Raw genomic sequence first — 13159 nt, 5'->3', positions numbered from 1 at the left:
AAAGGGGCAGAAGCGCTTTGGTTACTTTCGCGCTTTTCGAAAGTGACTCGCTGTAAGAGCGAAACCAATAGCAGCCGTTACCGCAGCAACGGATATGTACTCAGCTCAGCTCAGCTCACCTCACCTCACCCAGCCAGAAACTCGCCAGTAGACACCACACGAGCATAGGCAAAACCCAACGCCGACATGAACGCGGCATGAACATGGGCCGCCGGAACCGTAAGTCCGTTGAACTCCAAATCCCGCGAGGCACAGGCGTCATGAATGACGGTGACGGCGTAACCCATGTCGGCGGCCGCACGGGTAATGCCGTCGACGCACATGTGACTCATGCTGCCAACCACCACCAACTCCTTGATACCTTGCTCGTCGAGAATTGACTGCAATTCAGTTTCGCGGAACGAGTTGACGAAGTGCTTGAGCACCACCGGCTCGTCGGCGCGGTTCAGGACTTTGGGATGCAGCTTCGCGCCTTCGGAACCCGGGGTGAAGAAGGGCGCTTCGTCGGAAGTGAACTCGTGGCGAATGTGCACCACCGAATCACCGGCATCGCGAAAGGCTTTGAGTAGGCGTACGGCGTTATCCGCAGCCGCGTCCGCGCCTACCAGCGGCCACTTGCCCTGGGGGAAGTAGTCGTTTTGGATATCAACTACGATGAGTGCTTGCTTGGCCATGACTGTTTCCTCGAAGTGTGTGTGGGTGTGGAATGAAGTATTGGCTCTGGCGGACCGTCCGAGGATTGGCCGCACCGACAATAGAAGGGGGAAAACTGACAATGGACGTACAAAAGGCAATCGCCGAGCTGGGCGTGCTGATTTATCCCGGCGCGCAGATGGCGGCGGTGCACGGGCTGACCGACTTGTTCGGGGTGGCGAACCGGATTGCCGCTGACTATCAAGCGGCGCAGTTGCCGCTGTTGCGGGTCAGCCACTGGCAGGTCGATGGCGATCAACCACCCCAGCGCATCTACGACAGCCATCCCGCGCCGGACGGCGCATTGGTGGCGGTGTTGATCCCGCCGTCGATTGGCGGTTTTTCCGAAGGCCAGGCGCCGCAAGGCTTGCTGCGCTGGATTCGTCAGCAGCACGCACAAGGCGCAACCCTCGGCGGCGTCTGCGTGGGCTCGATTCTATTGGCTGAGAGCGGCCTGCTCGACGGCCGCAGCGCCACCACCCACTGGACGTCGGCCAAGGCGTTCGCCGAGCGTTATCCGGCGATCAAGCTCAAGGCCGATACGCCGATCGTCGATGACGGCGACTTGATCACCACCGCCGGGTTGATGGCCTGGTCCGAGCTGGGTTTGCGTCTGGTCGACCGATTGCTGGGGCCGAGCATCGCCACTGGCACTGCGCGGTTTCTGGTGGTGGAACACAGCGACAGTGCGAGTGAATGTGGCAGCAACTTTTCACCGATTCTCAGCCACGGCGACGCCTCGATTCTCAAGGTTCAGCATTGGCTGCAAAGCACCGGCGCGACCGATGTGTCGCTGGCGACCATGGCTGAACGGGCAGGGCTGGAAGAGCGCACCTTCCTGCGCAGATTTCGTGCTGCAACCGGGCTCAAACCCACCGAGTACTGCCAGCACCTGCGGGTCGGCAAGGCCCGGGAAATGCTTGAATTCACCAACGGCACCATCGACCACATTGCCTGGACCGTCGGTTATCAGGACCCGAGTGCCTTCCGTGCGACGTTCAAGAAGATAACGGGGTTGGCGCCGAGTGATTATCGGGCGCGGTTTGGAGTTTCGCCGACCGCCGTGCTCCGATCCCTGTAGGAGCGAGCCTGCTCGCGATGGACGTTAACGATTACGCGAATTGTCTGGATGAAAGCGTCGCTCTCAGGTTCATCGCGAGCAGGCTCGCTCCCACAGTTTGATCTTTGCAGGGCGTTGATCGTGCAAAATGCCGGGAGCGAAATGGCCGTCGTGCAGAATGAGACAGGCCCAGTGCTATCACCGATTCTGCAACTGATTGAATTGCCGATTATTTCAAATCAGCTGCTGTTGGCCTGATCTCTGCACCCCTACAACTACATTCATCAAGCGCCGATTGAAGGGGGACGCATGACCCCAACAAACAGCAAGAAACTGGTGGTCGCCCATTCGGTGCGGCCCGACGCGCCACAGCACGAAGTCGAAACCAATCACGCATTGGCCCGTTGGCTGGCGCAGGTTCTCGGGTTCAAATTCGGCGGCAGCTACGACCCCGAACACCACAGCGGTCGCGATCTTTATCTGCTGCCGACACAAACCATTGTCGGCGCTGCGGCCGCGCGGCAATTGGGCGTCAAGGGTCTGGAGGATTTGTGGGGCGGCTATGTCGAGCATGATTTCATCTGCACCAAAGCCATCAGCCACGGCTTGCGCAACAAAAACGCTTTTGCCCCGTACGGCTGGTCGCCGTTGTTTTGCGAACGGGTGCGCAACGTGGTGCTCGAGGGTCTCAGCGTGTTCTCCCTCGGCGATGCTCGGCCTGCGGCGGAGCATTTGCTCGATAGCGGACCGATTCGCCTGAAACCGATCCATGCCTGCGCCGGACGCGGTCAGGAGGTGATCCAGAACCTCGACCAATTCGATGCGATCCTCGGCAGACCCGATGCCAAGGTACTATTCACCGAAGGTGTGGTGTTGGAGCAAGACCTGACCGAGGTGGTGACCCACAGCGTCGGCCAAAGCTTCATCGGCGGCACAGTGTTGAGTTACTGCGGTGATCAGTACCTGACCGCAGACGGTCATGGCGAGCAGGTTTATGGCGGTTCCAATCTGCTCGTGGTGCAGGGCGGCTACGACGAGCTGCTCGAACTGCAACTGCCCGACGACGTGCGGCTGGCCATCCGGCAAGCGCAGGTGTTCGACCGTGCGGCGGACGAGGCCTATCCCGGTTTCTATGCCTCGCGGCGCAACTATGACATCGCGCAAGGCCTGGACAGTAACGGCACACAGCGCAGCGGCGTGCTTGAACAGTCCTGGCGCATGGGCGGTGCCAGCAGCGCCGAAGTGGCGGCGTTGCAGAGCTTCGTCAACGACCCGCAGATGAGCGCGATTCGTGTGTCCTCGGTAGAAACCTACATCGATCAAGCGCTGCCGGCGGACGCCATCGAGGTGTACCGCGGGCCGGCGCACAACAGTGAATTTCTCCTCAAGTACGTAACGGTCAAATCCTATGACGGCTAGAAGCGAAACCATTCAGATCGACATCGACGATGAACAGATGAGCGGGACTTTTCTCAGCCCCAAATCGAAGGTCCCCGGCGTGCTCTTCGTGCACGGTTGGGGCGGCAGTCAGGAGCGTGATCTTGAACGGGCCAAAGGCATCGCAGGTCTGGGCTGCGTGTGCCTGACGTTCGACTTGCGCGGGCACACCGGCGGCACCGGCATTCCACTGACGCGGGTTTCCCGCGAAGACAATCTGCGAGACCTGCTGGCGGCGTACGATCGATTGCTCGCGCATCCGGCGCTCGACACCTCGGCGATTGCCGTGGTCGGCACCAGTTATGGCGGCTATCTGGCTGCGATTCTGACCTCATTGCGCCCCGTGCGCTGGCTGGCGCTGCGGGTGCCGGCGTTGTATCGCGATGAGCAATGGCACGCGCCCAAGCGCGAACTGGACAAGCTCGATTTGCGTGATTACCGCAGCACGCTGGTGCGCGCCGACAGCAATCGCGCGTTGCATGCCTGTTCGCAATTTACCGGGGATGTGCTGCTGGTGGAGTCCGAGACTGACGACTATGTGCCCCACGCGACCATCATGAGTTACCGGGCGGCGTGTCAGCAGACACACTCGCTGACCCACCGCATCATCGACGGCGCCGATCACGCGTTGAGCGAGCCGGTTTCGCAGCAGGCGTATACGTCGATCCTGGTGGACTGGATTACCGAGATGGTGGTGGGTGAGCGGTTGAGCATTATCCAGTCGACGTAAGAGCGGCGGGGATGCCTTCGCGGGCAAGCCTCGCTCCTACAGGAAGCGCGCGAACCCCGTAGGAGCGAGGCTTGCCCGCGAAGGCGTCTTTGCAAACGCCAAACTACTTGGGTTTCTTCGCAATCCGCAGCGACTTGGCCTTGGCCTCCACAATCAAATACATCACCAACGTAATCAACAACGGCAAGATGAAATAAATCGCCCGATACGCCAGCAACCCCGCCACCAGGCTCCCCCGCGAAGCCTCATGCTGCAGCAACGCCACAAACACCGCCTCCAACACCCCGAGCCCCGCCGGAATGTGCGTGATCACCCCGGCAATCGCGCTGATCAACAACACGCCAAGCACCAGCGGATAATCCAGCTTGCTCGGCAGAAGGGTGAAGATCACCGCCGCCATCAGCGACCAGTTCAGCGCCCCGAGCGCCAGTTGCAGCACCGCCATGCGCAGGGACGGCAGGTTGATTTCGACGCCGCGAATCGCCCACTCTCGCCGCTTGGAATACTGACAGGCCGCCAGGTACCCCGCGCTCACCAACAGCAACAGAACCCCCACGCCCTGCAACGCACCACTGCTGAGTTTCCAGCCCGGTGGCATGCGCACCAGCCCGCTGCTGAACATCGCGCCGGCAATCACCATGTAGCCGAACCAGTTGGTCGCCAGGCTCAGACCGAGGATTTTCGCGATGTTGCTTTTGCTCACGCCGAGCCGCGAGTAAAGCCGATAGCGCATGGCAATGCCGCCGACCCAGGCACTCAGGTTGAGGTTGAAGGCGTAGCTGATGATCCCCACTGGCAGGATCTGTTTCCAGGTCAGGTCCTGACGAATATAGGTGCGGCCAATCAGGTCGAAACAGGCGTACACCAGAAAACTCACCAGCGTCAGCCCGGAAGCGATGACCAGCGTGCGCACCTTGAAATCGGCGAGGGTGTCGAACACCTCGTTCCATTCGATGCGTTGGGCCAGCATCGTGAACAGGACGATCAGCGCCAGGAAAAACAGCATCGTCAGCGGTTTTTTCCAGCGACTCCAGCGCGATGTGTGCGGGCTCTCGGCATGAGGCGCCGAATGGGTTTCAGCGCGGTTCATGGTGATCGCCCCCGGCGAGGTGGGTGAAGGGCTTCAGGCGTGGCTTGTGTGCCGGCAGCCAGCCGGCCCAAGCCGGGAAGTGCCGCAGGAAGTGGAACACCAGAAAACCGACGGTCATGTGCCAGACCCGTCCGCGTGGGGATGTGTCCGCACACATGGCTTTGCAGTGGTTGTCGCTCAGCCTCTCGAGGCGTTCGAACAAATCGCGGTTGAAGGCGCGATCGCGGATCAGCACATTGGCTTCCAGGTTCATCGCCAGGCTCAACGGGTCGAGGTTGCTTGAGCCGACGGTGCTCCAGTCTTCGTCCACCAGCGCGACTTTGCCGTGCAGCGGGCGCTCGCAATATTCGTGAATCTGCACCCCGGATTTGAGCAGGTAGTCATAGGTCATGCGCGCTGCCAGTTTGGCCACCATCATGTCGGGTTGGCCTTGCAGGATCAGTCGCACCTCGACGCCTCGCCGCGCGGCGTTGCGTATCTCGCGCAGCAAGCGATAACCGGGAAAGAAATAGGCGTTGGCAATCACCACGCGACGCTGGGCGCTGCGCAGGACATGTCGATAAACCTCTTCGATATCGGATTGATGATCTCCGTTGTCGCGGTACACCAAACGGACCTGGCCATCGTGATCGTTGAACGCCAGTTCCGAGCGCCGCTGCCGCCGGCGTTGCCACCAGTATTTGGCGCGGGCCGGGCGACCGCTTTGCAGCAGGGCGAAATGATGAATGTCGGTCACCGCCGGGCCTTGCACTTCAACCGAGTAATCCTGTTTGGCCTCGGGGCCGAAGTCGGCCAGATGGTCGGCGGAAAAGTTGATCCCGCCGATGAACGCAATCGTGCCGTCGACCACCACGATTTTGCGGTGCAGGCGCCGGAACCAATTGGTGCGGATACCCAGACGCTTCGGTGCCGGGTCAAATATTTGCAGGTGCACGCCGGCCTCGCTCAACGCGGTGAGGTAATCGGTGCTCAACTCGCCACAACCAAACCCGTCGAGACTGGCCGTGACGCGTACGTCGCGTTGAGCCGCGTCGATCAGCACTTGCTGCAGCTCTTCGCCGACCTTGTCCTCGAATACGATGAAGGTTTCCAGGAGGATTTCAGTCTTGGCCTGGCGCATGGCTTCGAACACCCGAGGGAAATATTCTTCGCCGTTTTCCAGCAGTTCCACCCGGTTGTTGCCCTGCCAGCCATATTGAACGTCGACCACGCCGGGTTCGCGCACCGGCGGGTTGGTGGGCACGTGATCCACGGTGGTTTTTTCCATCGGTGCGCTGCTCATAGCTCGATCTCCACCGATAGTGGTGCGTGGTCGGAAAGGTGGGACCAGGGCCGCGCCGCCAGGACTTGCGGATGGCTGGCCTTGAGGTTGCGCACGTAGATGCGGTCCAGGCGCAAGGCCGGCAAGCGCGCCGGAAAACTGCGCGCCGGTTTGCCGTGGAGTTCGGCAAACACCTCGCGCAAACCACAGGGCTTGAGCATTGCGTCGGCGCGCTGACGCCAGTCGTTGAAGTCACCGGCGACAATCACCGGCGCGTCGCTCGGCAATTCTGCGAGGCGTTGGGTCAGCAGCTTCAGCTGTTCATTGCGATGGGTTTCACGCAGCCCCAGATGGATGCAAATCGCGTGCACCTCCGGGCCATCGACGGGCAAGCGCAATACGCAATGCAGGATGCCGCGGTTTTCGTGCCCGCTGATGGACACGTCGAGGTTGTCGTGGCGAATGATCTGGAATTTCGACAACAGCGCATTGCCGTGATCGCCTGCCGGGTACACCGCGTTGCGTCCGTAGGCGAACTGCGGCCACAGCGTGTCGGCGAGGAATTCGTACTGCGGCATCGTCGGCCAGTTGCTGTAACGCTGGGGATGGTGCTCGTGGGTGCCGTGGACTTCCTGCAAAAACACCACGTCGGCGGACACGCTGCGCACGGCTTCGCGCAATTCCGGCAGGATGAAACGCCGGTTGAGCGCGGTAAAACCCTTGTGCGTGTTGACCGTCAGCACGGTGAAGCGGCGTACGGCGTTCACGGTTCCTGACGAGTCATCGTCGGGGTTGAACTGCTCGGCGCGGTTCATGGCAGCACGCCTTGTGCTGCAGGCTCGCCGGAGGCAAAGAAGCGCCAAGCTGAAATACCGCTGTGAATCGCCGCCATGTCGCCTCCCGTCTGAGGGTCCCCGTTTGCCCCTGTCTTTTGATGACTGCGGGGCAAGCGAGAAAGTTTCGACGGGACTACAGACGGTAGGAGGGCTAAACCTGTAGGAGCCGGCTTGCCGGCGATAGCGGTGTGTCAGTCACATCAATGTTGAATGTGCCGCCGTCATCGCCAGCAAGCTGGCTCCTACAGGGGGATCAGTGACCGGCGACTATGCGGGTTGAGCCCGCGGCATAGACCGGACCGAGGCGATCGAGGCGACCGCTCCATGCGGTCAGCGCCAGCGCCACCAACACCACCAGACCACCGATCCATGCGGTATGGATCAGGCCCATGTGAGCGACGATCAAACCACCGCCCCACGCGCCACCGGCAATGCCGAGGTTGAACGCCGCGATGTTCAGGCCGGAAGCCACGTCCACCGCATTCGGCGTGTGATGTTCGGCCTGACGCACCACATACACCTGCAAGCCCGGCACGTTGCCGAAAGCGACCGCGCCCCAGACCAGCACGGTGGCCAGCGCCAGCCACGGGTTGCCGGCGGTGAAGGTCAACACGAACAACACAGCAGCGAGCAGGGCGAAGATGATTTTCAGGGCTTTGATCGGGCCGCGTTTGTCGGCCAGTTTGCCGCCCCAGATGTTACCGACGGCCACCGAGATGCCGTACACCAGCAACACCAGGCTGACGGTGCCGGCGCTGAAACCAGAAATGTCTTGAAGAATCGGCGCTAGGAACGTGAAGGCGATGAACGAACCGCCGTAACCGACTGCCGTCATGGCATACACCAGCAGCAGGCGCGGTTGCTTGAGGACCTGCAACTGTTCCAGCAGCGAAGCGGGTTTGCTGTGGGTGATGTTTTTCGGCACGTAGAGCAGGCTGCCGATGAACGCAATCACACCCAAAGCAGAGACAGCGAGGAAGGTTTCACGCCAGCCGAAATGCTGACCGATGAACGTCCCCAACGGTACGCCGGTGACCAGCGCCACCGTCAGGCCGGTGAACATGATCGCAATCGCGCTGGCGGCTTTTTCCTTCGGCACGAGGCTGGTGGCGATGGTCGAGCCAATCGAGAAAAACACCCCGTGGGCTAGGCCGGTGACGATTCGCGCAATGATCAGCGATTCGTAGCTCGGTGCTTTCCACGCCAGCAGGTTGCCAAGGGTGAACAGCACCATCAGCGACAACAGCAGCATTTTGCGCGGGACTTTGCCGGTGAGGGCGGTCAGCACCGGGGCACCGATGGCAACGCCCAGGGCATAGAGGCTGACCAGCAGGCCGGCGGACGGCAGGCTGACGCCGAGGTCGGTGCCGATAGTGGGTAACAGGCCAACGATGACGAACTCGGTCGTCCCGATGGCGAAGGCGCTGAGGGTCAGCGCGAGCAAGGCAATGGGCATGGCTGCAACTCCGGTGGGTTGATTGATGGAGCGCAGTGTCGGGGATTGGGTTGTGCGGAAAAATAGAGGTATCGGCATTTGATATTTGCCCTGAACGCAAATATCACTTTGACGGGTACACCAGATCCCTGTAGGAGCGAGGCTTGCCCGCGAAGGACGCGCCGCGGTGTATCAAGGAGGCCGCGTCATCGTTATTCGCGGGCAAGCCTCGCTCCTACAGGGAATTGCGGTGATTCAGTTTGTTGCGTATTTCACTCGTCGATTCCACCCAGAAAACCTGCTGGCCAGCGATCTCGGCAGCCACCGGCAAACCATCGCGGTACACCAACCGATTACTCGTCAGCGCCGGCACTTTCGCACCGGGTAGCAGCGTGCCGGCGAGGTTCAGCGGATCAACCCCGCACACGGCAATCAGACTCCCGTCATGCGCCCGCCGCCGCACTTCGCGCAGTAACGGAATCGCCTCGGGCAAGGCGAACTGTTCACCGGCCAAACCACTGACAAACCGCCCGCCGCGAATCTCACCGCGAGCCTCCAGCCGATGGAACGTGCGCAGCAATTCGCGCCAGTTCGGCAACCAGTCTGCTTCGCGTTCCAGCAGGCGCCAGAACACCACGCCGTAGCGGCGCAGCAAGGTCATGACGATGTGTTCCAGAGTGTCGCTCGGCGTTGGATGTTTGTTGTCCATCGCTGGCGATGGCGCCCCGCGTCGAAGCAAGGCCCAGCGTCCGGCGTCATCCATGCCTCCGATAAACGCTCCGCGCCCGCGTCGGCTGCTGCGATTCTGCCGTTTACTGGCCGGCGTGATCAGCGCCCGCAAACCGGCAAAACTGTCGGCGTTCACCAGCCCGGCGCCGACCAGTTCCTGCAAGGCGATTTCCAGCTCCGAGCGCAGCAGATGCGCCTCGTGAATCAGCTCATCGAAAAACAGCGCGCCATGTTGGCTGAGGGCTTGGTAAACCTTTTGGGTTTTGGGCGACAGGTCGCTCACCGGCGTCTGTTCGGTCAGACCGCTCCACAACCCGACCTGGCTGCGCGGCAGCAATACGATTGGTGTGCTGCGCAGCGCCGTGCTGGCGCTTTTGTTGTGTGCGGTCAGGCGGGTCCAGACCAGTTTGCCGCTGCGGCACAGGTCATCCAGCCAACTCGCCGAATAGCCTTTGATCCGTGCCGCAAGAATGTCGCTGTCCCAGGCTGAAGCGGCGGCGGGATAGCCTTCGAACTGAGCGACGATGGCGGGCAGCACCGCATTGCCCTGGCCTTGAGTCGAGGCAGAAAGATGCTGCCAGTCGAACAGGAATCGCATGAAATCCTGCAACGCCACCGGCTCGATTTCTCGCCGCAGACGCTTGACCGTGTAGCGATGAATTCGCGCCAGCAGATGCCGCTCGCACCATTCTTCCTGATCGGCGCCGGGGGTGAAGTGACCGCGCAGCACATACCCTTCGCGTTCCAGTTGCGCGAGTGCCTGGGTGACGTGAGTCGCAGGTAATCCCAGAGGTTCGGCAATCGCGCTCAGCGGCAACGGACCAAAAGCGCTGAGCCGTGCGCGGATAACTTCCAGCACCGCTTCGTCTGCTTCCCAGGCGTCATCGAACCCCGGTAGCGCCTCCAGCGGTGGCGACAAATTTGCCTGTGGATAAATGGCGCGCAGGCATGTCAGCCGTTCCACCGCCAGCCACAGCGATTGCCCGGCATCGATCTGCAAACGACTGGCGCGACCGCTCTCGGCAAGGGCATTCAACCAATCAATCCACTGCGCATTGGCCTGCGCCTCGGCATCGGCAATGCACGCGAGGCTCATTAACGTCTCGTGCATTTCATCGGCATTGGTCGGCGTCGGCCAGGCCTCATCGCGCACCGCTTGAATGGCCTCGGCATCCAGCGCGCCGAGGTCGTCGGTGGACTGCGGGTCGGTCCAGCGCCGGTTGACCACGGCTTGGGTGCGGCGCTCTTCCAGCGGCGCGTCGTCGAGAAAGGTGTAAGGCCGGGCGCTGAGAATTTCGGCGGCCAGCGGCGAGGGCGCCGGCAGGTCGCGACTGATCAGGCGAACGTCGCCGCGTTCCATGCGCCGCAACAACGTCAGCCAGCCTTCGCAGTCCATGGCTTCGTGGAGGCAATCGTCGAGGGTCTGTTCCACCAGTGGATGATCGGGAATCTCCCGTTCGCCGGCGAGGTTTTCCACGCAGGCGATCTGGTCGGGAAACACGCTGGCGATCAGGTCTTCGCTTTTCATCCGCTGAATCTGCGGGGGGACTTTGCGCCCGCCGCTGTAGCGCGGCAACGCCAATGCGACGCCGGCATTCCAGCGCCAGCGCACGCCGAACAGCGGCGCATCGAGCACCGCTTGAATCAGCAGGTGTTCGGCGCTGTTGCTGTGCAGGTAGCGCCAGACCTCATCGAGCTCAAAGCTGTGGCTGGTGGACAGCGACAGCACAATCGCATCTTCGCTGGCAGCGGCCTGCAATTCGAAGTTGAAGGTGCGGCAGAAACGCTTGCGCAGGGCCAGGCCCCAGGCGCGGTTGATGCGGCTGCCGAAGGGCGTGTGGATGATCAGTTGCGTGCCGCCGGACTCATCGAAAAAGCGCTCCATCAGCAGCGTGTCCTGCGAGGGCAGGGCGCCCAATGTCAGGCGCGCGCGGGCGAGGTAATCCACCAGTTGTCCGGCGCTGTCGAGGTTCAGGCCGAGGGTCTCGGTCAGCCAGTCGAGGGCCGGCTGCAAGTTGCCGGGCGTGGCGCCGAGCAGGTCGTCGAGTTGCGCTTGCAGGCGCGCCACGGCGAAGGACAACTCCGCGCTGCGCCCCGGCGCTTCACCGAGCCAGAACGGAATGGTCGGCGGCTGGCCCTGCGCGTCTTCGACCCGGACCTTGCCGGTTTCGACCCGCAGGATTCGGTACGAGGTGTTGCCCAACTGAAAGACATCGCCGGCGATGCTTTCCACGGCGAAGTCTTCGTTGACGCTGCCGATGTTCAGCCCTTGCGGTTCCAGCAGCACGCTGTAGTCGGCGTTGTCCGGGATGGTGCCGCCGCTGGTCACGGCAGTCAGTTTGCTGCCACGCCGACCGCGCAACGTACGCGTCACGGCGTCGCGGTGCAGGTACGCGCTGCGGATGCCCTGGCGACCGTTGTAGCCCTCGGCGAGCATCTGCAGCAGCGCCTGATAATGTGTTTCGTCGAGCTCAGCGTAGGGCGAGGCATTGCGGAACATCTCCAGCAGCGCGTGCTCCGGCCATTCCTGGCAACTGACCTCGGCGATGATCTGCTGGGCTAGCACGTCCAGCGGTGCTTGAGGAATCTGCAAGGTGTCGAGTTCGCCCCGGCGTACGCAGTCGAGCAGGGCGGTGCATTCGATCAAATCGTCGCGGGTGGTGGCGAACAATCGGCCCTTGGGCGTGCCGCCGACCTGGTGGCCGGAGCGGCCGACACGTTGCAGGAATCCGGCAATCGAACGCGGCGATGAGATCTGACAGACCAGATCGACATCGCCGATATCGATCCCCAATTCCAGCGACGCCGTGGCGATCAGCACTTGCAGGTCGCCGCACTTGAGTCGTTGTTCGGCATCGAGACGAAACTCCTTGGCCAGGCTGCCGTGGTGGGCGGCGACTGCTTCCTTGCCGAGACGTTCGCTCAAATGCCGGCTCAAGCGTTCGGCCAAGCGTCGGGTGTTGACGAAAATCAATGTGGTGCGGTGTTCGCGGGCGAGGACGGCGAGGCGGTCGTAGACCAATTCCCACACATCGTTGGCCATCACCGCCGACAGCGGCACCGGCGGTACTTCGATGCCTAAATCCCGTGGACGGGCATGGCCGATGTCGATGATTTCGCATGCGCGATCACGACCGACCAGAAAGCGTGAAACCGCTTCGATGGGTTTTTGCGTGGCGGACAGGCCGATGCGCATCAACGGTGCTGCGCATAACGCCTGCAAACGTTCCAGGCTCAGGGCCAGATGGCTGCCGCGTTTGCTGGCGGCGATGGCGTGGATCTCATCGACGATCACCGTGCGCGTGGTGCCGAGCATTTGCCGGCCGGAGTCGGAGCCGAGCAGCACGTAAAGGGATTCCGGGGTGGTCACCAGAATGTGCGGCGCGGTCTTGCGCATCGCCGAGCGTTCTTTTTGCGGCGTGTCGCCGGTGCGCACGGCGGTGTTGATCTGCAACTCGGGCAGGCCCAGCGCATGTAACTGTTCAGTGATGCCGGCCAGCGGGTTTTGCAGGTTGATCTGGATGTCGTTGGACAAGGCTTTGAGCGGCGAGACGTAGACCACCAGTGTTTCGTTGGGCAGCCCGTCTGCGGTTTCCAGGCCACGGTGAACCAGATCGTCGATGACGGCGAGAAACGCGGTGAGGGTTTTGCCGGAGCCGGTGGGCGCGGCGATCAGGGTCGAACGGTGTTGGCGGATCAGCGGCCACGCCCGGGCCTGGGCGGCGGTGACCGTCGGGAAGGTGCTGCTGAACCAGGCGCTGACGGCGGGGTGGAAGCCTGCCATGGCCGCGTCCGTGGGGATGGGCAGATTCATAGAGTAATTTATGCGGGTGGGGTGAGGAAGTTGCAAGTACCGCTCGGGATCTCTGCTGACAGGTAAGGCCCCAT

The 13159-nt window shown here is 62.0% G+C and carries 9 protein-coding genes; 3 read left to right on the top strand and 6 right to left on the bottom strand.

Translation table 11 applies throughout. From position 1 onward, the window contains the following. Nucleotides 1–125: 125 nt before the first annotated feature. Complete coding sequence (locus J4E42_RS27215; RefSeq protein ID WP_008044039.1) at nucleotides 126–674, bottom strand: cysteine hydrolase family protein; 549 nt, start codon at nucleotides 672–674, stop codon at nucleotides 126–128. A gap of 101 nt (nucleotides 675–775) precedes the next feature. On the opposite strand from J4E42_RS27215, the gene J4E42_RS27210 reads away from it, so the two are divergent. The 3 genes from J4E42_RS27210 (at nucleotide 776) to J4E42_RS27200 (ending at nucleotide 3920) form a co-directional block, all read left to right on the top strand. Next, nucleotides 776–1774, top strand: a complete 999-nt coding sequence (locus tag J4E42_RS27210; protein WP_207286596.1) for a GlxA family transcriptional regulator — start codon at nucleotides 776–778, stop codon at nucleotides 1772–1774. 288 nt (nucleotides 1775–2062) lie between these two features. Next, nucleotides 2063–3172, top strand: a complete 1110-nt coding sequence (locus tag J4E42_RS27205) for a DUF3182 family protein (protein WP_207286595.1) — start codon at nucleotides 2063–2065, stop codon at nucleotides 3170–3172. Then, nucleotides 3162–3920, top strand: coding sequence for a S9 family peptidase (locus J4E42_RS27200; protein WP_008044043.1), 759 nt, complete (start codon nucleotides 3162–3164; stop codon nucleotides 3918–3920). The genes J4E42_RS27205 and J4E42_RS27200 overlap by 11 nt, the downstream gene beginning before the upstream one ends. Nucleotides 3921–4023: 103 nt before the next feature. Here the strand turns inward: J4E42_RS27200 and J4E42_RS27195 are convergent, their stop codons facing one another. The 5 genes from J4E42_RS27195 to J4E42_RS27175 form a co-directional block, all read right to left on the bottom strand. Beyond that, entirely contained in the window at nucleotides 4024–5010 is a 987-nt protein-coding gene (locus J4E42_RS27195) for a lysylphosphatidylglycerol synthase domain-containing protein (RefSeq protein ID WP_207286594.1), read from the bottom strand. Beyond that, entirely contained in the window at nucleotides 4997–6292 is a 1296-nt protein-coding gene (clsB, locus tag J4E42_RS27190) for a cardiolipin synthase ClsB (protein WP_207286593.1), read from the bottom strand. Before clsB ends, J4E42_RS27195 begins: the two co-directional genes overlap by 14 nt. Next, complete coding sequence (locus J4E42_RS27185; protein ID WP_207286592.1) at nucleotides 6289–7086, bottom strand: endonuclease/exonuclease/phosphatase family protein; 798 nt, start codon at nucleotides 7084–7086, stop codon at nucleotides 6289–6291. Before J4E42_RS27185 ends, clsB begins: the two co-directional genes overlap by 4 nt. A gap of 274 nt (nucleotides 7087–7360) precedes the next feature. After that, complete coding sequence (locus tag J4E42_RS27180; RefSeq protein ID WP_207286591.1) at nucleotides 7361–8563, bottom strand: MFS transporter; 1203 nt, start codon at nucleotides 8561–8563, stop codon at nucleotides 7361–7363. A gap of 214 nt (nucleotides 8564–8777) precedes the next feature. Then, on the bottom strand, nucleotides 8778–13085 hold the full coding sequence (locus tag J4E42_RS27175) for a DEAD/DEAH box helicase (RefSeq protein ID WP_207286590.1): 4308 nt from the start codon (nucleotides 13083–13085) through the stop codon (nucleotides 8778–8780). Between the last annotated feature and the right edge of the window lie 74 nt (nucleotides 13086–13159).

The sequence above is a fragment of the Pseudomonas sp. FW300-N2A2 genome (genome assembly GCF_017351735.1).
GTDB lineage: Bacteria > Pseudomonadota > Gammaproteobacteria > Pseudomonadales > Pseudomonadaceae > Aquipseudomonas > Aquipseudomonas migulae.
Note: the sequence above shows the minus strand (reverse complement) of the source record. Positions and strands in the feature narration are given on the sequence as shown.